At 65.7% G+C, this 25,584-nt stretch carries 26 protein-coding genes; 13 read left to right on the top strand and 13 right to left on the bottom strand.

Going from position 1 to position 25,584, the window contains the following annotated elements; translation table 11 throughout:
* The first annotated feature begins 42 nt into the window (after nucleotides 1-42).
* Nucleotides 43-1,755 (top strand): N-acyl-D-amino-acid deacylase family protein, encoded by a 1,713-nt coding sequence (locus ACOGXA_RS09480; protein WP_419923638.1) that lies wholly within the window; start codon nucleotides 43-45, stop codon nucleotides 1,753-1,755.
* A 178-nt stretch (nucleotides 1,756-1,933) separates the two neighbouring features.
* On the opposite strand, the gene ACOGXA_RS09475 is transcribed toward ACOGXA_RS09480, so the two are convergent.
* A complete protein-coding gene (locus ACOGXA_RS09475) occupies nucleotides 1,934-2,149 on the bottom strand; it encodes a helix-turn-helix domain-containing protein (RefSeq protein ID WP_419923637.1) in 216 nt (71 codons plus the stop codon).
* Between the two features lie 380 nt (nucleotides 2,150-2,529).
* Between ACOGXA_RS09475 and ACOGXA_RS09470 the strand changes: the two genes are divergently transcribed.
* Nucleotides 2,530-4,635, top strand: a complete 2,106-nt coding sequence (locus tag ACOGXA_RS09470; protein ID WP_419923636.1) for a DEAD/DEAH box helicase — start codon at nucleotides 2,530-2,532, stop codon at nucleotides 4,633-4,635.
* A 48-nt stretch (nucleotides 4,636-4,683) separates the two neighbouring features.
* Here the strand turns inward: ACOGXA_RS09470 and ACOGXA_RS09465 are convergent, their stop codons facing one another.
* The 3 genes from ACOGXA_RS09465 to ACOGXA_RS09455 form a co-directional block, all read right to left on the bottom strand.
* Nucleotides 4,684-5,100, bottom strand: coding sequence for a type II toxin-antitoxin system VapC family toxin (locus ACOGXA_RS09465; protein ID WP_419923635.1), 417 nt, complete (start codon nucleotides 5,098-5,100; stop codon nucleotides 4,684-4,686).
* Entirely contained in the window at nucleotides 5,097-5,375 is a 279-nt protein-coding gene (locus ACOGXA_RS09460; protein ID WP_419923634.1) for a type II toxin-antitoxin system Phd/YefM family antitoxin, read from the bottom strand. The genes ACOGXA_RS09465 and ACOGXA_RS09460 overlap by 4 nt, the downstream gene beginning before the upstream one ends.
* A 72-nt stretch (nucleotides 5,376-5,447) precedes the next feature.
* Nucleotides 5,448-5,708 carry a hypothetical protein gene (locus ACOGXA_RS09455; RefSeq protein ID WP_419923633.1) on the bottom strand — a complete coding sequence of 87 codons (261 nt, stop codon included), beginning with the start codon at nucleotides 5,706-5,708 and terminating at the stop codon, nucleotides 5,448-5,450.
* A gap of 51 nt (nucleotides 5,709-5,759) precedes the next feature.
* Between ACOGXA_RS09455 and ACOGXA_RS09450 the strand changes: the two genes are divergently transcribed.
* From ACOGXA_RS09450 to ACOGXA_RS09430, 5 genes are all read left to right on the top strand, one after another.
* The gene (locus ACOGXA_RS09450) at nucleotides 5,760-5,927 is read left to right on the top strand and encodes a hypothetical protein (RefSeq protein ID WP_419923632.1); all 168 of its coding nucleotides are present in this window, start codon (nucleotides 5,760-5,762) and stop codon (nucleotides 5,925-5,927) included.
* 79 nt (nucleotides 5,928-6,006) lie between these two features.
* A complete protein-coding gene (locus tag ACOGXA_RS09445; protein ID WP_419923631.1) occupies nucleotides 6,007-6,855 on the top strand; it encodes a TIGR04255 family protein in 849 nt (282 codons plus the stop codon).
* Nucleotides 6,837-7,505: a transcriptional regulator gene (locus ACOGXA_RS09440; protein ID WP_419923630.1), complete on the top strand. Its 669-nt coding sequence runs from the start codon at nucleotides 6,837-6,839 to the stop codon at nucleotides 7,503-7,505. The genes ACOGXA_RS09445 and ACOGXA_RS09440 overlap by 19 nt, the downstream gene beginning before the upstream one ends.
* Before the next feature lie 78 nt (nucleotides 7,506-7,583).
* Nucleotides 7,584-8,195 (top strand): hypothetical protein, encoded by a 612-nt coding sequence (locus ACOGXA_RS09435; RefSeq protein ID WP_419923629.1) that lies wholly within the window; start codon nucleotides 7,584-7,586, stop codon nucleotides 8,193-8,195.
* A 154-nt stretch (nucleotides 8,196-8,349) separates the two neighbouring features.
* On the top strand, nucleotides 8,350-9,153 hold the full coding sequence (locus tag ACOGXA_RS09430) for a thioesterase family protein (protein ID WP_419923628.1): 804 nt from the start codon (nucleotides 8,350-8,352) through the stop codon (nucleotides 9,151-9,153).
* Between the two features lie 19 nt (nucleotides 9,154-9,172).
* Here the strand turns inward: ACOGXA_RS09430 and ACOGXA_RS09425 are convergent, their stop codons facing one another.
* Together ACOGXA_RS09425 and ppgK are read right to left on the bottom strand one after the other, a co-directional pair.
* A complete protein-coding gene (locus ACOGXA_RS09425; protein WP_419923627.1) occupies nucleotides 9,173-9,958 on the bottom strand; it encodes an SDR family NAD(P)-dependent oxidoreductase in 786 nt (261 codons plus the stop codon).
* Between the two features lie 54 nt (nucleotides 9,959-10,012).
* Nucleotides 10,013-10,780 carry a polyphosphate--glucose phosphotransferase gene (gene ppgK, locus ACOGXA_RS09420; RefSeq protein WP_419923626.1) on the bottom strand — a complete coding sequence of 256 codons (768 nt, stop codon included), beginning with the start codon at nucleotides 10,778-10,780 and terminating at the stop codon, nucleotides 10,013-10,015.
* 143 nt (nucleotides 10,781-10,923) lie between these two features.
* Here ppgK and ACOGXA_RS09415 point away from each other — a divergent pair, with 143 nt between their 5' ends.
* From ACOGXA_RS09415 to ACOGXA_RS09405, 3 genes are read left to right on the top strand one after another with little or no spacing between them, the layout of a single operon-like run.
* Nucleotides 10,924-11,718, top strand: coding sequence for an SDR family NAD(P)-dependent oxidoreductase (locus ACOGXA_RS09415; RefSeq protein ID WP_419923625.1), 795 nt, complete (start codon nucleotides 10,924-10,926; stop codon nucleotides 11,716-11,718).
* 25 nt (nucleotides 11,719-11,743) lie between these two features.
* Nucleotides 11,744-13,447 (top strand): thiamine pyrophosphate-binding protein, encoded by a 1,704-nt coding sequence (locus ACOGXA_RS09410; protein ID WP_419923624.1) that lies wholly within the window; start codon nucleotides 11,744-11,746, stop codon nucleotides 13,445-13,447.
* Nucleotides 13,444-14,463, top strand: a complete 1,020-nt coding sequence (locus tag ACOGXA_RS09405) for an LLM class flavin-dependent oxidoreductase (RefSeq protein WP_419923623.1) — start codon at nucleotides 13,444-13,446, stop codon at nucleotides 14,461-14,463. Before ACOGXA_RS09410 ends, ACOGXA_RS09405 begins: the two co-directional genes overlap by 4 nt.
* On the opposite strand, the gene ACOGXA_RS09400 is transcribed toward ACOGXA_RS09405, so the two are convergent.
* On the bottom strand, nucleotides 14,441-15,424 hold the full coding sequence (locus tag ACOGXA_RS09400; RefSeq protein ID WP_419923622.1) for a hypothetical protein: 984 nt from the start codon (nucleotides 15,422-15,424) through the stop codon (nucleotides 14,441-14,443). The genes ACOGXA_RS09405 and ACOGXA_RS09400 overlap by 23 nt on opposite strands.
* A 99-nt stretch (nucleotides 15,425-15,523) precedes the next feature.
* Between ACOGXA_RS09400 and ACOGXA_RS09395 the strand changes: the two genes are divergently transcribed.
* Nucleotides 15,524-16,309 (top strand): SDR family NAD(P)-dependent oxidoreductase, encoded by a 786-nt coding sequence (locus ACOGXA_RS09395; protein WP_419923621.1) that lies wholly within the window; start codon nucleotides 15,524-15,526, stop codon nucleotides 16,307-16,309.
* Nucleotides 16,310-17,126: 817 nt separating this feature from the next.
* Here ACOGXA_RS09395 and ACOGXA_RS09390 read toward each other — a convergent pair.
* From ACOGXA_RS09390 to ACOGXA_RS09380, 3 genes are all read right to left on the bottom strand, one after another.
* Entirely contained in the window at nucleotides 17,127-18,197 is a 1,071-nt protein-coding gene (locus tag ACOGXA_RS09390; protein WP_419923620.1) for a HipA domain-containing protein, read from the bottom strand.
* Nucleotides 18,194-18,388 carry a helix-turn-helix domain-containing protein gene (locus tag ACOGXA_RS09385; RefSeq protein WP_419926964.1) on the bottom strand — a complete coding sequence of 65 codons (195 nt, stop codon included), beginning with the start codon at nucleotides 18,386-18,388 and terminating at the stop codon, nucleotides 18,194-18,196. The genes ACOGXA_RS09390 and ACOGXA_RS09385 overlap by 4 nt, the downstream gene beginning before the upstream one ends.
* A gap of 129 nt (nucleotides 18,389-18,517) precedes the next feature.
* Nucleotides 18,518-20,920, bottom strand: coding sequence for a CaiB/BaiF CoA transferase family protein (locus ACOGXA_RS09380; RefSeq protein WP_419923619.1), 2,403 nt, complete (start codon nucleotides 20,918-20,920; stop codon nucleotides 18,518-18,520).
* A gap of 59 nt (nucleotides 20,921-20,979) precedes the next feature.
* On the opposite strand from ACOGXA_RS09380, the gene ACOGXA_RS09375 reads away from it, so the two are divergent.
* On the top strand, nucleotides 20,980-21,387 hold the full coding sequence (locus tag ACOGXA_RS09375; RefSeq protein WP_419923618.1) for a nuclear transport factor 2 family protein: 408 nt from the start codon (nucleotides 20,980-20,982) through the stop codon (nucleotides 21,385-21,387).
* Here ACOGXA_RS09375 and ACOGXA_RS09370 read toward each other — a convergent pair.
* From ACOGXA_RS09370 to ACOGXA_RS09360, 3 genes are read right to left on the bottom strand one after another with little or no spacing between them, the layout of a single operon-like run.
* The gene (locus ACOGXA_RS09370) at nucleotides 21,384-22,271 is read right to left on the bottom strand and encodes a DUF6159 family protein (protein ID WP_419923617.1); all 888 of its coding nucleotides are present in this window, start codon (nucleotides 22,269-22,271) and stop codon (nucleotides 21,384-21,386) included. The two genes, ACOGXA_RS09375 and ACOGXA_RS09370, sit on opposite strands and share 4 nt — an antisense overlap.
* Before the next feature lie 53 nt (nucleotides 22,272-22,324).
* Nucleotides 22,325-23,425: a hypothetical protein gene (locus tag ACOGXA_RS09365; RefSeq protein WP_419923616.1), complete on the bottom strand. Its 1,101-nt coding sequence runs from the start codon at nucleotides 23,423-23,425 to the stop codon at nucleotides 22,325-22,327.
* The gene (locus ACOGXA_RS09360; RefSeq protein WP_419923615.1) at nucleotides 23,422-23,949 is read right to left on the bottom strand and encodes a UGSC family (seleno)protein; all 528 of its coding nucleotides are present in this window, start codon (nucleotides 23,947-23,949) and stop codon (nucleotides 23,422-23,424) included. The genes ACOGXA_RS09365 and ACOGXA_RS09360 overlap by 4 nt, the downstream gene beginning before the upstream one ends.
* An 18-nt stretch (nucleotides 23,950-23,967) precedes the next feature.
* Between ACOGXA_RS09360 and ACOGXA_RS09355 the strand changes: the two genes are divergently transcribed.
* Entirely contained in the window at nucleotides 23,968-25,575 is a 1,608-nt protein-coding gene (locus ACOGXA_RS09355) for a PQQ-binding-like beta-propeller repeat protein (RefSeq protein WP_419923614.1), read from the top strand.
* Nucleotides 25,576-25,584: the final 9 nt, after the last annotated feature.

Raw genomic sequence — 25,584 nt, 5'->3', positions numbered from 1 at the left:
TCGCCAGGGGATTTGTCACGGGGCGCGCCTACTGTGGGGGGCATGTTTGATTTGGTGATTCGGGGCGGCACGGTTGTGGATGGGACCGGGGTGGCTCCCGTGGTGGCTGATGTGGCTATTTCTGACGGGCGCATCGCGGAGATCGGGCAGGTGGACGGGGCGGCGGCCCGGACGGTGGATGCCAACGGGCTGGTGGTGGCTCCGGGGTTCATCGATCCCCACACCCACTATGACGCCCAATTGTTCTGGGATCCGGCGGCCACTCCGTCGCCGATGCACGGGGTGACCACAGTGCTGGGGGGCAACTGCGGGTTCTCGCTGGCTCCGGTGAATCCCGACGACGCCAGGTACCTGCAAGAGATGATGGCCATGGTGGAGGGGATGCCCCTGCCGGCGCTGGAGCAGGGGTTGCCGTGGGATTGGGAGACGTTCGGAGAATTCCTCGACCGCCTCGACGGCCGCACCGCGGTCAACGCGGGATTCCTGGTGGGCCACTCGGCCCTGCGCCGCTATGTGATGGGTCCCGACGCCGATAAGCCGGCAAGCCCTGACCAACTCGGCCAAATGGTGAATGCCCTCCACGAAGGGCTGGCCGCCGGGGGACTGGGGTTCTCCACATCGCTGTCCAGCACCCACTGGGACGGCGACAACGAGCCCGTGCCCAGCCGGTTCTCCTCCACCGAGGAAGTACTGGCCCTGGCCGGGGCAGTGTCCGACCACCCTGGCACCTGGCTGGAGTTCATCACCTCTGGATGCCTGAGCACCTTCAGCGACGAGGAGATCGAGCTGATGAGCCAGATGTCGGCCCGGGCCCAGCGGCCCCTCAATTGGAACGTGCTGACGGTGAGCGCCGACACCAAAGACCGGACCAACCACCAACTCGGGGCAGCCGATGCCGCGGCCGAGGTGGGTGGGCGCATCGTGGCGTTGTCGATGCCCACCATCGGCGGGCTGAAGCTGTGCTTTGCCACCTATTGCCCGCTGTACAACATGCCGGGGTGGAAGGACACCATGAACCTTCCCCACGCAGAGAAGATGGCCGCGCTGTCCGACCCGGAGAAGCGGCGGTGGCTCAACGAGCAGGCCCAGACCGGCAGCGGTGGCTTCTACCACATGGCCCAGTGGGAGAACATGGAGATCGGCACCACTTTCGCCCCTGAGAACGAAGGGCTGACCGGACGGCGAGTGGGCGACATCGCTGCTGAGCGGGGCCAGGAACCGTTTGACACCCTCTGCGACATCGTTCTGGCCGACGATCTGCGCACCGACTTGTGGCCCATAAATGCCGACGACTCTGCCGAGAGTTGGGCCCACCGGACCGAGCATTGGCGGGACCCCCGGGTGATCGTGGGCGGCTCCGATGCCGGGGCCCATCTCGATCGCATGTGCGGCACCCGATACTTCACCATCATCTTGGGCGACATCGTGCGCAATCGGGGGCTGCTTCCGCTGGAGGAGGCGGTACGGCTGATGACCGACGTGCCTGCCCGTCTGTTCGGGCTGAAGGATCGGGGTCGGGTGTCTGAAGGCTGGCACGCCGATCTGGTGGTATTCGATCCGGCCACGGTGGCCTCTGACCCCATTGAGGCCCGCACTGACCTGCCCGGCGAATGCATGCGTCTTTTTGCCGGCGCCCAGGGCGTCCACCGGGTGCTGGTGGGCGGCACCGACATTGTGGTCGATGGCCAGGTGACCGGCACGGCTCCCGGCACTGTGTTGCGGTCTGGCCGCGACACTGAGACCGTCCTGCCCTGACCCGACTCAACGCCCCGCAGGGCGAAGGGGCCACCAGGGGCCCGGCCACGGTGATGGGCGCCCTGCCACCCCCGGCCGCGCGGGGGTTGATCGGCATTGCCATCGCCGCGGGGAGCAACGCCCCTGCCACCCCCGGCCGCGCGGGGGTTGACGCGGCCGGGGACGGAGGGTGGGGTGGTCAGGCGGCGAAATGACCTTGGCGGGAGCGGTAGAGCTCGGCTAGGCCGGACAGAGCAGGGTGACGCAGCTCTGAGGGACGGAACCGTACTGCCTCGCCGATGCGGTAGGCGGGCACGATGCCGTCGTTGATGCCTTGCAGCAAGCCGTGAAGGTCAATGCCAAGGATCTGGCAGGCACCGGCCGGGCCGACAAGGTTTTCCGCAGGGTAGTTCATGAGTGTGCTCCTTCCTCTTTGCCCCGCCTGAGCCATGGGCCATGGCACTGGCGGAGATGGGGCAGGCATTCTCGCGAGTGAAACTCTCAAATAGTTCCCACCTGATCGGGATCTCAGGTGGGAATTTGCGGGTAGCTTCTCCCCGTCTCTGCACTTCTAGCCTGTGTATATCTCAAATCATGCAGCTGACCTGCGACTTTGGAATGGTGCATTGTGGAAAACAATGTGGAGAAAGGGGTGCCAAGATTTGTTGGAAATTTTCGGAAATCTCGCGGAATGGCGGGCCTTGGAACAGCAGGAGTAGCACCCTGCGGCCAAGATCGGGGTATCACCACCGGATCGGCATGTCACGCCACGGGCGCCCCTACCCTGGTTGAGCCATGTCTGCCCCGCCTGTCCTCGGTGACTTCATGCCCGATGGGGGCGATCCCGATGAGTTGCTGGGCGCCCTCTGCGATTGGGCGGAGGCAGCCGGGCTGGAGCTGTACCCCCATCAGGAGGAGGCGGTGCTGCGGTTGCTTTCGGGCGACAACGTGGTGCTGGCCACCCCCACCGGGTCGGGAAAGTCGCTGGTGGCGCTGGCCGGTACGTTCGCCGCGCTGGCCCAGGGCCGGCGGGCGGTGTACACCGCGCCGATCAAGGCGCTGGTCAGCGAGAAGTTCTTCGAGCTGATGGCCGCCTTCGGGGCCGAGCGGGTGGGGATGGTCACCGGTGACGCCACCGTGAACGGGAATGCGCCGGTGATCGCCTGCACGGCCGAGATATTGGCCCAGCGGGTCCTGCGGTCGGGAAGCGACGCCGAAGCCGACCTCGTGGTGATGGACGAGTTCCACTACTACGGCGACCGGGACCGGGGCTGGGCCTGGCAGGTGCCGCTGCTGGAGCTGAGCCGCCCCCAGTTCCTTTTGATGTCGGCCACCCTGGGCGACACCACTGCCCTGCGCCGGGATCTCAGCCAGCGCAACGGACGACCCATTGCGCTGGTGGCGTCAGCGCAGCGGCCAGTGCCGCTGGACGTCGAGTACCGGGAGACGGCGCTGCACGTGTCCATCGCCGAGTTGCTGGCCGTCGACAAGGCGCCGGTTTACATTGTCCACTTCACCCAGCGGGAGGCCACCGCCCAGGCCCAGAGCCTCACCAGCCTCGACGTGCTGGATCCTCACGCCAAAGCGGATGTGAAGGAGGCGATCGGCGGATTCCGCTTCGACACCCCGTTCGGCAAGGACCTGCGCCGCTTCGTGCTGGCCGGGGTGGGGGTACACCACGCCGGGCTTTTGCCCAAATACCGGCTGCTGGTGGAGAAGCTGGCCCAACAGGGGCATCTGAAGCTGATCTGCGGCACCGACACTTTGGGCGTGGGGGTGAACGTGCCCATCCGCACCGTGCTGTTCACCCGCCTGTACAAATACGACGGCCGCCGCACCCGGGTGCTGTCGGTGCGGGATTTCCAGCAGATCGCGGGCCGGGCCGGACGGCGGGGGTTCGACGAGGAGGGCAGTGTGTGGGTTCAGGCGCCCGAGCACATCATCGAGAACCGCCGGGCCGAGGCCAAGGCCGCTTCCGATCCGGTCAAACGCCGCAAGCTGAGGAAGAAATCGCCGCCCGATCACAACTATGCCCACTACGACGGCGACACCTTGAACCGGCTGTGGCATGGGCGCCCGGAGACCCTGGAGTCGAGCTTCGCGGTGACCCACTCCATGATGCTCAACGTGCTCGACCGGCCCGGCGACGGCTGTGCGGCCATGAAGCGCCTGTTGACCGACAACCACGAGCCCCGCGCCCGCCAGCGGGCCCACATCCGCCGGGCGGTGGGGGTATTCAGATCGCTGATCGACTCCGAGATCGTGGAGGTGCTGGATGCCCCCGATGGCCGGGGCCGCCCGGTGCGGGTGAACCTCGACCTGCAAGACGAGTTCCGGCTCAACCAGCCCCTCGGGCTGTTCGCGGTGGAGGCGCTTGACGCGCTCGAAATGGACGCTCCCGACTATCACTTCCAGGCCCTCAGCGTGGTGGAGTCGGTGTTGGAGGATCCCTCGCCGGTGCTGTTGGCCCAGCGGGACAAAGCCCGCGACGACCTCATGGCGCAACTGAAGGCCGAGCGGGTGACCTACGAGGAGCGCTTGGAGCGGTTGTCGGAGGTCACCTGGCCCCGCCCCGAGGCCGGGTTCATCGAGCCGGCCTTCGCGGTGTTCGCCCGCTACCACCCCTGGGTAGGCCACCACCGCCCCAGCCCCAAGTCGGTGGCCCGCGACCTCATGGAAGTAGGCGACACCTTCAACCAGTACGTCTCCCGATACGGCATCAAGCGCTCCGAGGGCGTGCTATTGCGCTACTTGTCCGACTGCTGCAAGGCCCTGGTCCAGACCGTTCCCCCTGCTGCCGTCAATGACGCCCTCGCCAGCCTCACCGACGAGCTCCGCAACCTGGTGCGCTCCACCGACTCCAGCCTTCTCGACGAATGGGAGCATCTGCGCGAGGGATGAGTTGGCGACCGGTAGCCCGGAGGCTGTTCAAGGCCGGGCAGCACACGGCTACCGCAGCGGCACGATCTCCAAGCGGCCGGTTTGGTCCGCCCACGCTCGTATTCGGTGGTCGGCGGTGGCCAAGGGGAGGTTCGCGCTCAGTGCGGTGGCCACGATCATCTGGTCCATCGGATCATCGTGGAAGCCGCTGTCAGAGAGTTCGATGCCATTTATGAGGATGTCGCCCGTGAGCGGAATCTCACGCAGCCCGCTGCGCAGCAGGTCTTGTCGAAGCCCGGCAATCGGAGGCAGCGCGACCGCCGGATTGCTCTTGCGGCGCGCGTGTCTCATCTCCCAGAACGTTATTGCTGAAACTGCGGCATCGCCGGTGGACACCCGAGCATCGATCTCTGCTTGCACTTCACGGCTGACTTTGGACGTGTCGCCGATAACGCTCCACAACAGGGCGTTGGTGTCGAGAATCATTCGGTGTCGTCTGCCCCGGCGCTGTCGATGATGTCGGCCCACTCTGTGGCGGTGAATGCCTTGGGAAGCCCTTCGTCGGGTATCCGCACCCTGTCTTTGTAGCGGCCGCAGATGCCGGGAGCTTCCGATGTGACCGGCATCAAGATCGACACGGGCCTGCCCCGCTTGGTGATGAGGATCGATTCACCGGTCTGATCCACCTCATCCATGAGCTGGAGGCACTTGGCTTTGAACTCTCCCGCAGGAACAACCCGGGCAGCATTTGTCGGTGTCACGGCCAACAGACTAGCAGTGTTGACCATAGACAGCGACTATGGTCGAATAGGATCGTCTTCGGGACTAGTGCTTCAGTGGCTCTCAATAGCCCATGGTGAGAGGAGGATGTGCTCCTCTCCATAGGCTTGACCCTGGTTGTACTGCTCGATTGCCTCGTAGACATTGGCTGGCATGTCCTTGTGGCCGTTCACCCAGGCTTTGCGGAGATACCGATGAGCAGCTTTCGTTGCAGAGGTCTCGTCGTGGAACAAGTGAAGGTTGGCACCATCACGTATGTCCCGCTCGACCAGAAGGACCCAGACGCGGTGGTGATCATCAACGGCGGTGGTCATAGGGCTCAATTGTGCCTTAGCCCGCCGCTGGGAAGGTGGCACACTGTAGCGGTGATCGCCGATCGGATTGTGTGTGTGGACTGCGGGGGGCAGTGCCACCGGATCACGCACTGGCCCGAGGATGACCCGCCTTTGCCCGGTGACTCGGTGGCCTACCGCTGCTCAGACTGCGGCGACCGCTGGGACATGGTGCTGGACCCCGAGGATTTCGACGATTGATCGTCTTGGTTGCCTCGTCACTGGTAATTCGTATGATCTAGTGTCGAGTTCAGTTACACTTTTGGTTACAGGTGATCATATGCCGGGCAGCACGCCTCCATTCCCCAACCCGCCTCTGGTCCTGACCGTGCTGGAGATCCGCTATCCCGAGATTGCAGACGGGCTGGGAGACAGCGAGCGAGCGGGCCTCAAGAGCGCACTTAACGAGTATCTGCCCCTGATGGAGTCCCAGATCGAGGAGCAGTTCGCGGTGGCGGTCGGGGCGTCGGCCCCGGCGTCTGTTCAGCGCCGGATGTTCCCGCGGTTCGGCACTCGGGATCGGACCACAGCCCTGCTGGTCAAGCAGGATGCACTCGTGTTGGAGACCACGGCCTATGCGGGTTGGGAGGAGCACTTCCGCCCCCTCGTGAGCGAAGCGATTGTCGCACTGGAGCGGGTGAGCCGACCAGACGGTGTGCTGAGAGTTGGACTTCGCTATATCGACGAGATCCGAGTTCCCGGCATCGAGTCAGCGCCTGGCGATTGGCGGGGCTACATCGACAAACATCTGTTGGCAGGGGCTGCCCCCGAATTCATCCCCGAACACATGCGACCATCCGTTTGGCAGGGAGTCGCGCAGTACCAGACGACGGCCGGCTCGACGCTGGTCGTCCGCTACGGTCCACAAGAGGGCTACGCAGTGGATCCCCAGATTCCGACACGCCGCAAGAACCCGTCTCGTTCGGGACTCTTCTTTCTGCTGGACTCAGATTCATTCTGGCTGGGGGAGGAGCAAGTGCCGGAGTTCAACGCAGACTGGATTCTTGAGCGTTGCGACCTGCTGCATGCACCGGTTCGAGAGTTTTTCCAGATCGCAGTTACCGACAAGCTGCGCGATGAGGTGTTTAGCCGACTAGAGGGGGATGAGCAATGGGAAAAGCTGACTTGATCGGGCAGTCACCGACTGGTGCATCGATCGGCCGCTACTGGGACATCGATCCTCCTACTCGAACGATCAGCGATGTGGCCGAAGAGGCTGGCCATCTCAGGAACCGGACGAAGATGTTGGCTGACGACACGAGCCAACTGCACTTGTCTGTAGATGTGCTGCATTCTGATGCGTTGGCGGTCGAGTTGCAGGCTTCAGCCAATCAGCGGGCCAGGGAAGATCTAACCAGGCTGCTTCAGGAACTGAACGGGTTGGGGTTCTCGTGGCGGGCGATCGCCCGTGTTGCCCAAGTATCAGTCCCTGCTCTGCGAAAGTGGCGCATGGGATCGCCTGCTACTGGCGAGAACCGCAGGCGGGTCGCCCAGATGGTGGCCCTCTGCCAAATAGCCAGTGACAAATATCTGATTGAGGACGTTGCTGGTTGGCTGGAAACGCCTTTGCATGCTGACGCACCGACCACAGGGTTGGATCTGCTGGCAGGAGATCGTTCAGACCTTGTGCTGCGGTTGGCCTGCAACCGTGGGGAGAACCCCTCGCAAGTATTGGATGAGTTCGAGCCGGGGTGGCGAGGTCGCTACGCGTCAGCAGTCGAAGTGTTCACCGCGCCTGATGGTTTGCCAGGAATGCGGCTTGTCGAGCAAGAGAGTTGAAGGAGCGAGTTGTCACAGGAGGAACTCGAGTGCCCAGCCTCAGCTTCAGACCTCTACCTCGCCGCATCGCCAGAAGAGGTGGAGGCTGCCCGCCCTGTGCTGACAGGTGATGTCTTTCCCGGTGTTACCGTGCCGGGAGCGGATGGCGAGGGTCTTGCGATCGTGCTGACCCACCCCTGCTCCATGAGAGTGGACGGCGTGAGGCTGACGAAGCGGCTAATCATGGTCCGGGTAGCACCCGGCGAGGAGATTCGCTTCAATAGGTGGAGGACGGGCTATTTCAAAGTAATGCCCTTGCCTGGATTGACGGGCGCGCATCACTCGGCGCGCTTTGACGAGATGGGGCTGGTGGAATCGGCGGCATTGCCAACGACAGAGCGGGTGGCCTGTATGACGCCGTATGGTGTCAACCTTTTGCAGCAGCGGTTCATCTGGTATCTCACCAGGTTTCTTGTGCCTACGTATCGGTTGGGCGAGGCTTCCGATGCAGTCTTCGAAGAGGCCGACATGGAAGAGGAATGGGTGGCACACGCCATTGACAAAGGCGAAGACCCAGGCAAGGCAGCCCAAGCGTTCCATGATTGGATTCGGTCTTCAGATGAATCAGGGGCAAATCGACAACATCAGATCAAGGCACCGCAGCGGCGGGCCGGTTTACGGCGGCAGATGAGGAGTCATCTGCGGGACTAGGACAGCAGCGAGGCGATCCAGGTGTCGATGCAGGCGGCGTGGACTTTGGCCATCCCATAGCCTCATCGGCTGCTTCTGTCTGGTTGGGTGGCGGCGTGTCGCCGGCAGTTTCGCCTCGTGACCCCGCACTAGGCGGTACTACCTTGCAGGCTTCGTGGGCGATGATGCCATTTTCTACCTGGACGGCGGCGCCGTTGTCCCCACCATCAAGGCCCAGGGGCCGTGGGATCCCGGCGTTCAGCACGGCGGCGCGGTGGCCGGGGTGCTGGCCCGGGCCGTAGAGCAGGTGCCCACGCCGGTGCCCATGCGAGTGACCCGCTTCACCCTCGACATGCTGCGCCGGGTGCCGTTGAAGCCGCTGGCCGTCTCCACTGAGGTGCTCCGCACTGGCAAGCGGATCCAAACTGTGAGGGCCGAACTTCACGATGGAGACCTGCTGGTGGCCTCGGCGATGGCGGTTTCGGTGCGCACCGGAGCTGAGATCGAGGTCTCGTCCGACCGCCAGCCCGACGCACCGCTGCCCCCTCCGCCGGGCAGCTCCGAGCGGCCCCTGGCATTCAACCCCCGGGCGGTGATGCCCGATGGCTTTCCCCACGTGGTGGAGTTTGACCGGGTTGTAGGCAGTCCACTTGGAGGCACCCCCAGCAAGACATGGGTTCGCCTCTTGGTGCCCTTCATGCGGGGCGAGGAGACATCGCCGCTGGTCAACCTGATGGCCATGTCCGACTTCACCAGCGGTTTGGGCTCGTTCTTGCCCTTCGATCAATTCGTGTCGATAAACACCGATTTGAGCATCCACGTGCTGCGCTATCCGACCAGCAGCCGGATCGGCATCGACGCGGAAACCTGGGCCGACGCCGACGGAATCGGCCAATCCCGAGCCCGGCTGTTCGATGAGGCCGGCCTCTGCGCCCTCAGCAACGCCTCCCTGTTCATCGAGTCCCGCAGCCGCTACTGAGCGGGTTGCACCATCAGGGTCAGGGGCCGCCGAGGGCGGTGATGTCGTCGAAGCCGACCACGTGGCCGCTCCAATCTCCGGGCTGGCGGATCATCCAGTCGTCGCACTGTGCGGTGTGCTCCGGGGTTTTCAGGGTCTCGAGGCCGGCCCCGCCGGTGGCGATCTCGGCGCCTTGGGTGTTGTAGACGTGCCACCACCCCTCGGTGGACACGATGGTGTCCACCCGCAGCACGTTGAACGCTACTCCCCGGCCGCCCAGTTCCAGGTGCATGGATGCGTTCCACCGCTCCATGGCCTGCTTGGAGGTGGAATACAGGGCAAGGTTCGGGCTGATGGCGGTGGCCGACCCCGAGCTCACGCTGAGCACCCGGCCCGAACCCCGCTCCAGCATCCCCGGCACGAAGCCCTGGCAGAGCTGCATCGGCCCCACCACCTGCACCCGGAAGGCCCGCTCCCAGCGCGACCAGGGCACCTCGATGATCGGCCCGTTGGAGGTGTAGCCCGCATTGTTCACCAGAATGTCGCAGCCGCCGTACCACTCCAGGGTTTGGTCCACGATTCGGGCGGTTTCGTCGGACGAGGTCAGGTTGGCCTGCACGCTGCGGGCCTCGATCCCCTCGGTGCCCAGAGCAGCCACCACTTCGGGCAGCGATCCCGGCAGTATGGCGTCGGGATCGTCGGTCCCGGTACGGCCCACCACCAACAGTCGGGCGCCGGCCCGGCCCAACCGGAAGGCGATTTGGCGGCCGATGCCTCGGGTGGCCCCGGTGACCACGGCCACGGAGCCTTCGATGGAAAACGACATGCCCGGACACTAGCGGTGTGCCTGCGAAGTGGCAGTACGGCGAGATTTAGGAGGTCAGCCGGTGTCGGAACGAGCTGCGTCTCCGCCGACCGACGCCATGGCCGCACCGACTATCCCGGCGTTGTTCCTCATCTCGGCAACCACGAATTCAGTGTCAATGTCCAGCAACGGGCCCCACACGTCGAAGTTCTTGCTGATTCCCCCGCCGAGTATGAACAGGCCGGGCGAGATGATCTTCTCAAGATGCTCCAAGTACTCCTGCACTCGACCCACCCACGCTGGCCAGTCCAAATCATCCCGTTTGCGGACCCTGGCCGCCGTGTACGACTCCACGTCGTCTGCATGACCAGCGAGATAGAGGTGGCCGAACTCGGTGTTGGGCACCAGGCGCCCGTTCACGAACACCGAACTGCCGATCCCCGTGCCGAAAGCGGTGAAGCACACCGTCCCCGGCCGGCCCACCCCGGCGCCGTGGGTCATCTCGGCGACCCCCGCGGCGTCGGCGTCGTTGATGATCGTCACTGGGGCGCCGATCCGGACGCTCATCGTCTTGGCGACATCGACGCCGGCCCATGAATCGTCCAAGTGGGCCACCCACTTGACGGTGCCCCCGGTAATGGGCGCGGGAAAGGCGCAGCCCACCGGTCCATCCCACCCGAATGATGTCACCAGCTCAGCCACCACCTCGGCCACCTCGCCGGGAGTGCCAGGTTTGGGAGTGGGAATCCGGTAACGCTTGTCGAGCAACTCGCCGGTGTCCACATCCACCGGCGCGGCCTTCATGCCGCTTCCCCCTATGTCGATGCCGAATGCTGCGCTCATTGCCGTCACCGGTCTCCCGCCCGACGAAAATACCAGCGACCCTCCTCAGCAGGGGAGTCGAGCGCGGGTTGCGCGAAGCTGGAGAGAACAGAGCTGATGGTTGGGACACACCTGAAGCCGATCGCGGGGACGGAGGAAGAGCAATGGCCGACATGCTTGCTGGACGGGTGGCGCTGGTGTCGGGCATCGGGCCCGGTCTGGGTATCGAGATCGCCCGGATGTTCGCCCGGGAGGGGGCCGACATCGTTTTGGGCGCCCGCCGCACCGAGTTGATGGAGTCGCTGGCTGCCGAGATCGAGGCGATGGGCCGGCGTACCGTGTGGCAGTCCACCGACATAACCGACCCCGACCAGTGCCAGGCGCTGGCCGATGCCGCGGTGGAGGGGCTGGGGCGTTTGGACATCTGTGTGAACAACGCCTTCAACGACGGCTTTCCCGTTGTCAACGTGGAGGACGCCGACATGGACCGCTGGCGGAGCGTGTTCGACGTGAACTTCTTCGGATCGCTGAACATGACCCGGGCTTGCATTCCTGCGTTGCGGGATACCGGGGCCGGGCGGGTGATTTTCGTCAACACCATGTCGATCCGCATACGGCAGGCGGGCTGGGGGGCCTACAGCAGCTCCAAGGCCGCCTTGGAGAACATCACCAAGATTCTGGCCAAGGAACTGGGGCCCGACGGCATCCGGGTGAACAGCGTTCTGCCCGGCTACATCTTCGCCGACGCGGTCCGCAACTTCCTTCAGTCCCAGGCCGACGCCCGGGGGGTGGACTACCAGGTGGTCTACGACGAGACCGCCGGCGAGACCGCGCTCAAGTACCTCCCCGACGCCGCCGAGATCGCGGGGGCGGCCCTGTTCTTCGCCTCCGACCTGGCGCTGCCCATTACCGGGGCGTCTCTGGACGTGAACGCCGGGCACTGGATCGGCGGTTCATGATCGGCGAGCGATTGTTCTCCGTCCTATGAGCGACGGCACTCCCGCCGGCATCGCCATCGCCGAGGTGCTGGCCGACGCCGGCATCACCCATGTGTTCGGGGTGCCGGGGGGCTATTCGATCAAGGTGTTCGACGGGCTGCGGTCGGTGGCGAGCCGAGTGCAGAGCGTGAGGGCGGCCCATGAGCACCAGGCCTCGGTTATGGCCGACATGTACGGCCGGCTCACCGGGCGACCCGGCGTTTTCACCGGCCAGGGGCCGTTCGCCGCCTCGTCGGGCGGGTTCGGCCTCATGGAGGGGTACCTGTCGGGCACCCCCATGCTGGTGCTCACCGAGATGACCGACCACGGCATCCCCCAGCACGCTCCCACCCAGGGCACCACCGGCGACCACGGGTCGGTGGATCTGCCCCGCATCCTGTCGGGGATGACCAAGTACATGAGCGTGGCCACCACCCCCAACGAGGCGGTGCATGCGGTGGAGCTGGCCATCCACCACGCCACCTCGGGCCGTCCCGGCCCCGCGGCCGTGGTTTTCCGCCTCGACGCCATCTTCCGGCGCACTGATGACTCTCGCCATCCCCGCCTCTACCGGCGGTCCCGGGTGGCTTCGGCCTCCCCACCGCGGCCCGATCCTTCGGCGGTGGCTGCGGTGGCCGATCTTTTGGCCACGGCTCGGCGTCCGGTGGTTGTGGCCGGCAACGGCATCCACCAGGCCCAGGCCTACGACCACTTGGACGCCCTGGCCCGCCGGGCCGCCGCACCGGTGGTTACCACGGCCAAGGCCCGCGGGGTCATCGCTGATGACCACCCGTGGGCAGGAGGACCGCTCAGCCCGTTCGGCTGGCAGGGGGCATTCGAGCTGCTGGCCCGAGCCGACGCTGTGGTGGTGTTGGGCTCGCGCCTCAATCCCCACGACACCCTGGTGGAATCTCCCACTTGGCTGGACGCCGACCGCCAGCGCATCGTGCAGGTGGACATCGAGGCCGCCAACTTGGGGGTTAGCTACCCGGTGGAGTTGGGGGTTCACGCCGAGTTGGGCGCCCTGCTGGGCGAGCTCGTTCCCGCGGTGGGCGTTCACGAGGATCTGGCCGCCGACCGATGGGCCGATTTGGCCGACATCAAGTCGAGGGCCGAAGAGCCCCCAGTGCTGCACGAGTCAGCCCAACCGGTGCCACCCCAGCGGGTGATGCAGGTGCTGAACGAGATGTGGCCGGCCGATGGCCGGATCACCCTGGATGCGGGCAACAACCGGATCTTCGCCTACCACTTCCTCAAGGCCCGCACCCCCGGACGCCTGCACCTGCCCGGCGGGCACCTGGGCATGGGCTGGGGTCCGCCCGCGGCGCTGGCCGCTGCCATGGTTCATCCCGGCGAGCGGGTGCTGTCGATCAGCGGCGACGGCGGGTTCCTCATGTCGCTGCACAACCTGGCCACCGCGGTCGAACACAGCCTGCCGGTCACGTTTCTGGTGCTCAACAACCAGATGCTGGGCAACGTCTACGACTTCCAGGGCCCGGATCGCCGAACCGCAGTGGACATCGCCGACCACGACTTCGCCGCGGTGGCCCGAGCCTTCGCCATGGAGGGCCATCGGGTGGACGACGACGCTGCGCTGGCCGACGCCCTGGCTTCCTCGCTTGCCGCCGACGGCCCAGTGCTCATCGAAGTGGCCACCGACCACGACCACTCCTCGGATCTGGTGCGGGTCAAGGACTCTCATCGGCCGTGAGCGTCACCCTCGAAGCGGAGATCAGTCCGGGAATGAGCACCGCTGACGCGGTGGGGCTGGCCCGGCTGGCCGAGGAGGCCGGGTTTGCCCGGCTGGGCATCTCCGATGTGGTGTATTGGCCGGATTGCTTCATGCTCCAGGCCCTGTGCGCACAGGGCACCCGCCGAATCGCGGTGGGGGCCATGGTGACCAACCCCTACACCCGACATCCGGTGGTATTGGCCGGGGCCTTGGCCACATTGGACGACATCGCCCCCGGCCGGGCGTTCTGCGGGTTGGGGGTAGGGGCAGGGCTGGAGTCGCTGGGGATCGACTACCCCAAGCCGGTGGCTGCCCTTCGCCAAGCAGTGGCCGACATCCGCACCCTGTTGGATGGGGGAGAGGTGGGTGGTGAGCGGCTGATACGCCCCGCCGCCAATCCGGTGCCCATTTCCATTGGCACCCGCAGCCCCCAGGTGATGCGCCTAGCCGGCGAGGTGGCCGATATCGCCCTGGTCGGAGGTCGCTTTCTTTCCGCTGATCTAGCTGACACCTACCGGACGTGGCTGGCTGAAGGTGCGGCTGGGGCCGGGCGCACTCTGGACGACTTCGAGACCGCCCCCCGGCTTACGTTGTGCTGCTCACCCGACGGCGACCTGGCTCGGCGCAGCGTCAAGCGCTACGCCGCTCACTATCTGACCATCATCCGCCCACCCGAACTGGATGTGGCCTCCGACCGCATGACTGCCATTGAGGCTGCGTTGGCCCGCAGCCGGGGCTGGTACTTTGACCACAACCGTTTCGACGATCCCGCGCTCGACGATCTGATCGACGATCGGCTGGTGCAGGCGTTCACCATCGTCGGCACCCCGGACGAGTGCGCCGACCAGCTTGGTGGCGTACTGGACATGGGGTTCACCAGTGCAAGCCTCAACTTGGCGGCCACCGCCCGCTCCAGTGCTGCTGAGGGATTGGCCGAGACCATCACCAGTTTCGCCCCGGTGGTGGCCTCGATCAGCCGCCGATCAACCGGCTGAAGGCCTGGCGGTAGAAGCCCAGGGCAACCCCGCAGGGGTGCGGGTCACCTGCCAACGCGGCGAAGGGCAGCGACGCACCGGTGAATGCAGTGTCGTTCCAGAACGGGTCGCCCGGATCAACTGGCCCCCATGGCCCCACATACAGATAGGGCTCGGGATGGGCTGCGTCTCCGGTCGACGCCCCGTAGGTGGCCCGGGTGATCCGCTCGGACTGGGCATCTCCGATCTCCACTGCAATGTCGAAGTGGCCCGGCCACAGCTGCACCCGACTGGGATCGGGTGCGCCCGGAGTGCAGCGCAGTTCCTCTAGCGCCGCGGTGGCCATGCCGAACCAGTCGCCGATGAACGCCACCAACTCCTCGTCAACGGTCAGCGGGCGGTCCAAGTCGCCCAGCGCCACGGTGTCGTGTTCGGCCTGGTCGCTGGTGGCCTCGACGCCCAGGAACTCGGCCGCGTCTCGCAGCGTGGTGATCGGCCGGCTGTCCACGCGACTTCCCTGCTGGATCACCAGCAGGCGGCCTTCTACCCGCACCTGGGTGTCATCACCGAAGAACGGGGTTCCGAAGCCGCCCATCGTCCAGCGCAGCCCGAACTTGCCGTTGGCTTCCTTGCGGGCGTTGGACACCACCCCGTAGGCCAAGCGGTGCAGGTCGTCTCGCCGCACCGGATAGTGGTCGGGCACCGATAAAAGAGACCGGTAGTTGGCCAGCCATCGGGGCTGGCAGAAGGCGGCCACCGTCTCGTCTGCGGAGGCAAGATCAGCCCAGCGAAGATCACCGGCGCTGGTCGGGGTCACCACCCGTTCAGTCGCCTGGTCGGAGTTGCCTACCGCAACAGGGTCGTCGGCAAACCATGGACCAGAGTGGACGGCGGGCGGAGACGGCTCCAGCACCCTGGTGGATAGACCGCCGCCCACAATGGCGTCGGCCTCAGTTTGTGGGTTTCGGTATCGGGGTGCCATGGTGCCAAACTGAAATTTATCTGCGAATAGCAGCAATCACACCACTACTCGAACAGTCGGCAGTGCCTTGCCGGCGACCACGACGAGGAGGACATGCTCATGGGAAGACTGGACGGCAAAGTGGCCCTGGTAACTGGAGGCGGCGGGGGGCTGGGAACGGCCATTAGCGTCTTGTTCGCCGGCGAGGGCGCCAAGGTGGTGGTGCAAGACCTGAACGAGGCCGCCGCGGCGGCCACTGCCGATCAGGTGATTGCCAACGGGGGCGAGGCCATGAGCGCGACCTGCGACGTGTCTGACAGCAAGGCCATCGAGGCCATGTTCGCCGACATCGACGCCCGCTTCGGGCCGGTCACCGTGTTGGTGAACAACGCCGGGGTGGACAGCACCCCCGGCGACGGCTCCGGCGAGGGCAACACCGGCGGCGATCGCCAGATCGTGGACATGAGCGACGACGGCTGGCAGCGGATGCTCGACATCCACCTCAACGGCGCCTTCTACTGCACTCGGGCCATGTTGTCCCGGATCATCGACACCGATCTGAAGGGTTCAGTCGTCTGCATGTCGTCAATCGCCGGTCTGGCCGGTTGGGGGCCAGTGCATTACGCCACCGCAAAAGCCGGGCTCTTGGGATTCATGCGGGCGATGGCCCGGTTCTGCGCCCCCCACGGCATCCGGGCCAACGCAGTGTGCCCCGGCGTGATCGACACCCCCATGGTGGCCGGAGTGGACACCGCCATGATCGAGGGCCTCAAGATGATCACCCCCGCCGGCCGCATCGGCGTCCCCAACGACATCGCCTATGCCGCCCTCTACCTGGCCTCCGACGAGAGCGACTTCGTCACCGGCGAAACCATCACCCCCAACGGAGGCCTCGTCATCGGCTGACCGACGTGGCCAGCTGAGGCCATCTGGAAAATGTCGACACCCCTAGTCCAAGAGGCGCTGGGTACAGTAGGAGCATGAGCGTGGTCTTTGACCTGTCTGAGGAAGCAGTCAAGCGGCTCCGGGAAGAAGCCTCGCGTCAGAACTGTTGGCAGAGGATTTCGACCGGTTCTTGGGGCAGAGCAACTTGGCCAGCGGGGAGTCGCCTAGGCAGGCTCAACGGGTTCTTAAGGCAAATCTAGAGGCTGATCGCCTCAAGACCGAAATGCCGAAGATCTGGGATCGGATGCTCAAAGAACCTGACAACGAGCTGGTGGAGCTGATCAGCAGGCGGGTATACGACAAGGTAAGCATCCGCCCGAGCAACGAGCAGGTTATGGCGGTACTGAGTGATCAGCCTGTGCCGCTCGTCGCATCTCCGACCGCAGAACAGTCAACCCGCCAATTTGGCAGCAGAGGAACGCACAAACGGTTGGCTCCCTCGCCAGTGGTCCAGCCCACAGCGGTCGTACTGTGGTGCAGCCGACATGCGGTGGGATCGCACGCCGACGTCCTTCGCACCGCCGCCGATCAGCTCTACGCGCGACACGCAGACAACTTGAGCCTTCGCGGAAGAACCCCCATTCGGTGAGATGAGGGCCGGTGATGCGGTTCAAGGCGGTCACCATGTCCTAGCCGGGAACCGGCTTCACATCTGGGATATGGTCGAAACATGAATGCGGAGTTCCAGTCCAGCGCGAGTCGGCAAGGCCGAGCGTTCGAGATCCAAGCCCGTTCCTACACGTCCGCCCAGTATCTCAGCGGAGCCTGATGCCTGGGACTAGCTCTTCTGTCGGTTGGTGGAGATGGTTTGCAGGCAATCGGATGCTCTTTGCTTGAGCCGATCTTTGAATAGTTCGAGCGCGCCAGTGGTGGGGACGCCGGAGGGCAGTGCGCTGATCTCACTTTCCGTGGCCGTGACGACTCCTGAGGCGATCTCTTCGGCGCGGTTGATTGTCTCGTCCAGCGGGATCATCAGATATGCGGCCAGGCTGGCCAGCGAGTCTTTGGCCCCGGCTCGGTAGACGGTGAAGTCCGACCCGAAGCGCATGGCCATCTCCAACGAACCGATTCTCTTGTTGGCGAATGGCAGGGCCGAGCTGATGTCGTAGAGGGGAGCGAGTTTGATGCTCCTTGAGTCAATGGTGATGCTGTAGTTGCGGGCATGGCCGTCGCGGTTCACGATTATCCAGTAGTAGAGCAGTGCGTCGCGGAATCTGCGGAGGTCGGCGTCGGGATCGGCTGAGAACCGCTGGATGGCATCGCCGATAGGCGCAATGCCCGGTCCACCGTGCTTCTCATACTTCTGCTGCGGAGAGCCGCCCAAGGCTTGGCACATATCCTCCTGGTGGACACGCTCCCAGCCGGTGTCAGTCTGTACCCGGTCATAGCGGGTGACGATGGCTGTCGGGTGCTCGGCGTAGACGGCGATTTCTGACTCAGCAGCGTGCAGCCCAAGCCGCCGGGCAACCGCCAAGCAGAGATGCTCTGCAACCGCCTGATCGGGCCGTCCTGCGGGCGAGGGTTTGAGTATGTGCGTCGTGGGGATGTTCCCATACGGTCTTGCCCACCCGTCGGCCAGCCAGTGCAAGGCAGTCTTCGCTTGGAATCCTCCGAGGCTGAAGTAGGCGCTCTCATCGTCGGGCAGCAGGCTGTCGATCCACCGCATTGTTGCTTCCGAGGAGAATGGTTGATCGCGAAACGGCAGGGACATGGACAGAGGGACTGATGCTCTGTTGAGCAGATAGTCGTAGTCGTAGCAGAACTCGGCACGGCCAGTGCCGGTGACGTGCAGCTTCCCGGCGGGGACACCGTTGAGCAGCACCGTGAGTGCTTCAATGGTGTTGCTCATCTGTTGGGCTCTGGTGGGCGGTCGAAGCGCAACTCCAACCCCAGGGAACGCACCACTCGCATGAGGTTTCCCAGTTCGCCGCCCCCGTGCCCTCTTTCGGCGAGGCTGATCCATCGGCGGGATACCCCAGCTTGTTCTGCCAGCTCAGCCTGAGTCAGGCCTGCGGTCATTCTGAGTCGGCGCAGCTCCATTCCGAGATGCCCAATTGTGCTGAATCCTCGGAAGAACTCCGGTTCCATTCCCCAAGCATAGGATGTAACGGAACCGCGCCACGAAGAATTTGAGAAGAAACCCTCACATCAGATGCGTGTAAGGATATCCTAGCTTTCGGGCAGGGGCACCTCTAGGGCGCCCATTTCGACTAGGCGGTTGACTTCGGCGGGGTCCATGGCGAGTTCTTCGATGCAGATTTGGCGGGTGTGCTCGCCGAGCAGGGGGGCGGCGTGGACGGGGGGTGTGGGCATCTCGCTGCCGTAGAAGCAGGGGCCCTCGAGCACGAGGTTGCCGGCGCCGGGCTGGAAGACCTCCAACGGGAAGCCTCGCTGGGTTAGTTGGGGATCGGTCATGTGGTCGAGGGCCGTGAGCATGGCCGCGCCAGGGACGCCGACGGCTTGACAGGCGTCTTGGACTTCGAGGGGCGAGAGGTCGGCGGTCCATTGGGCCACCCCGGCATTGACTGCCTCTCGGGCGGCCATGCGGCCCGCTGAGGTGTCGTAGGCCGGGTTGTCGGCCCACGGCGGGTTGCCCATGGCCTGTTTCAGCGCAGCCCAGTCGGCGTCGTTGCGCACGCACACCACGCTCCACTGCTGGTCGCCGCCACACTGGAACACTCCCCACGGGGTGCCCTGGTCGGAGTCGTTGCCCACCGGCTGCACCGATCCGGGGCTGAGCGACTCGGCCATGAACAGGTCGCCCAGGGTGTTGACCAGCGCCTCGGCCTGGCTGATCTCGGCATGAGCCCCTTCGCCGCCCCGGCGCTCCCGGCTCAGCAGTCCGGCCAGGGCGCCCAGCGCGCACAGCCGGCCGGCCAGGTGGTCGGGGTGGATGGCGTTGGAGCCCGGTGGCGGGTCGCCGTCGGTGAAGTTCCACAGGTACTTGATGCCCCCCACCGTCTGGATGGTGGGCCCGTAGCCGATCCAGTCGGCGTAAGCCCCAGTCGAGCCCATGAGCTGGCTGCTGGCCATGCACACACCGGGGTTGATCTCTTTGAGGGTCTCATATCCCACCCCCATGGCATCCATGGTGCCGGTGGAGTTGTTCTCGATCACTATGTCGGCCGTCTTCACCAGTTCCTTCAGCACGGCTAGGCCCTCGGGGATCTTGGAGTTGACCCCGAAGCTGCGCTTGGTGCGGCTCGAGGAGGCGAATGATGCCGTCATCTCCGTGCCGGTCACCAGCCGCATGAAATCTGGGTAGGTGCGGGTCTCGATCTTGATGACGTCGGCGCCGTACTCGGCCAGCATCCGCCCGCCCTCAACGCCCACACCGCCGTGGCCGAAGTCGAGCACCCGCAACCCCGCCAGCGGCTGGCCGGCCTCGGAGGCTGCCGGGACCGGGTCGCGAGGCTCGGCTGCCGCCGATTCGGCCAGTACTTCGGCGCTGTGCTCGCCCACCGCAGGCGCTTCGAACCGAAATCCTTGGCGCTGGCGGTTGATCTCCATGAACCCCGAGGCCACCTCGGCCTCAGTACCAGGGGCAACCTCCACCGGTACGAACGTTGAACGCGACACATAGTGCTCGTTCACCAGGATGTCGGATGGCTTGAGCATCGGGGTGACAACCACGCCGCGGCGCTGGGCCTCGGCCGCGGCCTCCTCCATCAGCATGGGGGCGAAGTGCTCGGCGATCACCGGGTTGAGCACATCCCCGTTCATCATGCGGGTGAGGGTCTGGCCCCACATCTCGTCGGCAAACGCCTCGGGGCGGCCCATCCACTCCCACATGGCGGACCACTGGCGGGGGCTGAGGATCACCATAGTGATGAAGCCGTCGGCCGTCTTGAACAGGGGATACACCACGGTGGTGCCCGACCGGACGACGGGCGGGTCGAGCCCGGCGTCCAGGGTGGGCTGCATGTTGGCCAGCTGCCAGGTGTTGAGGTGGATGGCCGCCTCCAGCACGGAGAAGTCGAGGTGCTGGCCCCGCCCGGTGCGCTGCTTGGCCACCAGGCCGATCAGCACCGCCAGCGCGCCCACCACTCCAGCGGCGTCGTAGGCGAAGGCGCCGGGGATGAGCAGAGGGGGCTTCTCGGGAATGCCCGAGGCGGCCAAATGCCCGCTCATGGCCTGGATGACCTCGTCGGTGGCCTCGAACTGGGCGTAGGGGCCTTGTTGGCCGAAGTCGGTGACCGACAGCACCAAGAGGTGCTCGAATTCAGCCGATACCGCCTTTGGGTCCAGCCCGAACGGGGCCAGCGCCCCGGGCTTGGCCGACTCGATCCACACATCGGCGCCGGCCAGCAGCCCTCTCAACTGGGCCTGACCCTCGGAGGTGGCCGCGTCTACGGTGATGCCCCGCTTGTTGAAGTTGCGGAATGCGAAATAAAGGCTGGTTGCGCCACCAGGGGCGAACGGGGGCATGAGACGCGATGCGCCCCCGCCGGGTGGCTCCACCCGGATCACATCGGCGCCGAGGTCGGCCAAGAGCCGCCCGGCCAGCTCGCCCTTGACGTCGGCCATGTCGATGACCCGGATGCCGCTCAGCGGCAGTTCATTTGAAGACACGGTTCGCGACACTACCGCCAGCGTTCACATGGATTCGAAGAACGTGGTCAACTGGTGGCATGAGCGCGCAAAGCAACCTGGAAATCCTCCGGTCGGTGTTCGACGCCATGGGCGACGCCGATGCGGTGGTGGCCCATTACACCGACGACTATGTGCTGGAGCTGCCCTACTTCCGCCCCGAGGGGCCCGATCGGGTGGAGGGCAAAGAAGTGGTGCGGGAGCGCCTGGTGCAGGCCTTCAAGATTCTCAGCTTCACCTTGCACATCACCGAGGTGTATCCCTGCACCGACCCCGACCTGGTGATCGCCGAATACACAAGTCAGGGTGAGGTGCTCCCCGCCGGACGCCACTACTCCAATCGCTATATCGGCCTTTGGCGCTTCCGCGACGGCAAGGTCTGCTTCACCCGGGAGTACCTCAACCCGGAAATCATCCGGGCTGCGCTAGCGCCGCCTGCTGAGGACTAGAACCGCCTGCCGCCTAAGCCCCCGCCACCCAAGCCTCGCATCAGGGGCCCCTGGGACCGCTCATGGAAGGTGTCGTTTATGCCGGAGCTCTCGAAGCCCATGGGCACCTGGCCGGTGGTGGCGTAGAGGTAGAGGGCCATCTGGAAGATGGCGGTGAGCGTGCTGATGATCACCGAGACAAAGGCGATCCATGTCAGTCCGACCGCGATCCCTATCACCGCCCCGGCTGAGCCTGCGGATGCTCCGATGACGGCGATGAGGATGCCCGGAATAGCAGCCACCAAGCCGATTATGCCGAAGCCCACCTGGGCGATGAGGTTCTCGCCCCAAGTATTTCTCAGCAGATCGCCCGAGCGCTTCAACGAGTTGAACGGCCCGGTCTGCTCCACCACCAGGATGGGCACCACCAGGAAGGTCAGCACTCCCCAGGCCATGTTGAGGAGGCTGCCCACAATTCGGGCGACGATGTTGTCGGAACTCTGGATGGCCCGCAGGATCATGCCGACGGTTAGGGCCAATATCGCCCAGGGCACGATCACGTGCAGGCGGGAAAACGCCCCCTTGATGGCGCTGGAGATGGTCGGGTCGCCGCCGCTGAACCGCTCTCGTGCTCCCGACACAACTGCGGCGTTGAAGAACACGGTGATGACGGTGATGGCGAACAAGATGATGATTCCGCCGATCCACAGCATGGGCTCGCTGCCGGTGCTGCTGCCGCCGTCGTCGATCCCGTCGGTTGACAGCCAGATGGGAATGCCGATCGCGGCAATCACCGCAAGCGAGGACAACGCCCCCAGAATCGGCAGAACCGCCAACTCCCTATCGTGCTGCAAAACCGCCCAAGAAGCCTTGGCAGTGTCCAATGTCCGGCGAAATCGACCCATAGCCCAAACGCTACCAGCGAATGCCGAAAGTCTTGCGTCGATGGGATCGGGGCCTATTGAGCCGGCATCACCGACGGCAATTCGCAGGCCTGGTCGAGGCCGATCTCCGCGGTGACGTGGCCGTTTCCGTGGGGGCCGGCGCCCCAGGATGGCATGACGGAGGAGTACAGGCCGGTGCCTCCGGCCACCAGGATGAGCAGGGCCTCGGGGCTGCTCAGGGCGTGTACGACCAAGTCCGGGTCATCGCCTTGGCTGCGCAGGTGGCGGTTGATGCCTGAGCCCCGGGCCCGCACGGTGGACAGCTCCGACCAGGAGCGCTTGGCCCGCTGGTGGAGCGCCTCGGCGATGGTGGCGCGGTCGTAGCCCACATCGGCCAGGGCGACGGCGTGGTCGGGGTTGAGCACCAAAACCTGGGTGCCCCGGGCGAAGTGGGTGTTGTTGGCGCCCAGCCCCGACAGCGAGGCAGCCAGCACGTTCAGCAGGTGGTCGGCATACACCTCGGGGTCGTCGTCGGGGAAGCAGAGCACCGAGTGCGGCCCCTCGGTGCAGGCCACCGTCACCGTGCTCTGTTCGATGTCGTAGCCCAGTGAGGTGTGCAGCGGCGGCCAGGGGCTGGCCTCCTCGTCCTCGCCCAGACAGAAGGTGAACTTGCCAGGATGACCGAGCAGGGCCATGTCGGAGGTGCCCGGTCGCCCGCCGCCGATGTTGATCATGGCCAAGCGCACTGCTCGCCCGATGGAGGCGTTGGCCCGGTGGCCGGGACCCAGCGCGCCGAAGCCCGAGGCCACTCCACAAGCGCTCACCGCCGGGCCGTTCACGATGAGCAGGGGCCCCAGGTTATGGGTGGTCGACTGCACCTCGGTCATGTCCAATCGGGGATCGCACACCGCCCGCACCGCGGCCACCGCCACTGGGAAGTAGTCGGGCAGACAGCCGGCCATCACCGCGGCGACGGCCGCCTTCTCCACGGTGGCCTCGCCCAGGTTGGGGCCGATTTGCCCCAGCGACGCATCGGCGTCGAGGCCCGAGGCCAGCACCATCCGCTCCACCCGGGCCGGGGTGGGTACCACCACCGGGAGCCCGTCGGTGCAACCGTCGGCGTGGAGCTGCTCGAGGGCGACCTCCTCGGAGAGGGCCGAGAGCCGTGGGCTCATCCGGCGGCGCCCAGCGCCCGAAGCACTTCGTCGGCGATGTCGTCGGCCACCATTTTCATGGCCTTCTCCCCGGTGCCGGCCACCGGGTGGGGGAGGATCACCCGGGGGATGTCGGGCATGCCCGCCGATCGGGACACAAAGTCGCCCTGGGGGGAGAACTTGGCGGTTACCAGGGCCACCGCCGGTGTGTCCCGGCGGGCGGCTGCGATGGCGTCACGCACGGTGCCGCTGGTGCAGCTTCCTCAATGTCCGTAGGCGGCCACCACCGCGTCGCAGCCGTCGGTGATCTCGCCTATGAGCTGTTCGTTGGCCACCATCGAGGCATTGCCCTTGTTCCAGGCCCGCACCTCGAGGCCGGGGCGCACTCGGCGCAGACTCTCGCCCACCGCCTCAAGGAACGGTACTGAGTCGGGAAAACCATTGGCCAACAGCCCGATGGTGAGGGCGTCACCGCCAGCCGACAGGTCGTAAGGAGTCACCGATTCGGCCGGTTCAGCCCGTGGGTCCAGATATTCGATCGCCATGGCTCTACGGTAGTGCAAGTGCAAGCGTGGAGAATATGGGCGGCGACCGCGGCAGTGGCCGCAGCAGTCGGGGTGCTCGCGGTGGTGATAGCGGTGTCAGCCGACGTGCGGTTCTTCGGCGACTCCGATACCGAGCTGACCACCTCTCCGGTCTCCAGTCCCTTGCCATCCACCGCCGCCCCGACCCTCACCGCAACACCGCCGCCCAGCCCCACCGCCGCCCCGACCCCTGTTGCCCCTCCCTCCCCCACCCCGACCCCGGCGCCCATCCCCACGCCCACGCCCTATCCGGGGTGGGTGGACCCCACCACTGTCGGTCAGCCGCACGGCTCAGTCGCCGGCCTGCTCACCTTCCGGGGGAACCCCACCCGCACCTTCTACGGCACTGGGCCCGCCCCTCTGACACCCGAGGTGCTGTGGCGGTTCACCGGCGCCCCTGAGCGAGACCTGTGCTCGCTCACCTCGTGGGCCGCGGGCACCACCACATGGTGCGGCACTGGCTGGACCGGCCAGCCCGCGGTGGTCGAGTGGGACGATCGCACATGGGTGGTGGTGGGCTCGTTCGCCCCCGCGGTCCATTTCCTGGATGCCGATACCGGTGAGCGCCTGCGGCCCGACTTCGTGGTGGGCGACCTTGTCAAGGGCTCGGTTACCGTCGACCCCGACGGCTATCCCCTGGTGTACTTCGGCTCGCGGGACGACTACTTCCGGATCCTCGCCTTCGACCGGGACGAGCCCGTCGAGCTGTGGTCGTTGCACGCCTACGCGGTGTCTCCGGTGCGCTGGAACAACGACTGGGACGGGGCGGCCCTCGTGCTGGACGACTACCTGTTCCAGGGCGGGGAGAACAGCCATCTCCACATTGTGAAGCTGAACCGCCGCTATGGCCCTGACGGGCTGGTGACGATCGACCCCGAGCTGGTGTTCAGCGCCCCCGGCTGGGACGACGAACTGCTCGCCGCGGTGCCCGACGGCAACGTGTCCATCGAGGGTGGCATCACCGTGGTGGGCAACACCCTGTACTTCGGCAACTCCGGCGGCCTGGTGCAGGGGTGGGACATAAGCGGGCTGGCCGACGGGCAGGATCCCGTGCGGGTGTTCCGCTACTGGGCAGGCGATGATGTGGACGCCACCGTGGTGGCCGACGCGGAGGGCTATCTGTACGTGGGGGTGGAATACGAGCGGGAGACGGTCCGCAGCCAGGAGACGGGCCAGGTCATCAAGCTCGACCCCACCGCCGACGATCCCCTGGTTTGGGGGGCCCAAATCCGCAACGCCCTTCCCGACGGGGTATGGGCCACCCCGGCGCTCACCGAGCAGATGGTGTACGCGCCCACCAACGCCGGCTACCTGTACGCTCTTCGCCGCGACACCGGCGAGGTGGTGTGGTCCAAGCGGATCACCGCCCCGGTGTGGGCATCGCCGGTGGTGATCGACGATGTGTTGATCCAGGCCGACTGCGGCGGGGCGATTCGGGGCTACGACATCTCCGACCCCTTTGTGGAGCCCCCCGAGCTGTGGCGGGTGACCCTGGGGGCCTGCGTGGAGTCCACCGCCGCAGTGTGGGACGGCATCATGTACGTCGGCGCCCGCGACGGCGGCTTCTACGCCATCGGCGACCGCTGACCGGGCGAG

The sequence above is a fragment of the Candidatus Poriferisocius sp. genome (genome assembly GCF_965208475.1).
Classification (GTDB): domain Bacteria; phylum Actinomycetota; class Acidimicrobiia; order Acidimicrobiales; family Bin134; genus Poriferisocius.
Note: the sequence above shows the minus strand (reverse complement) of the source record. Positions and strands in the feature narration are given on the sequence as shown.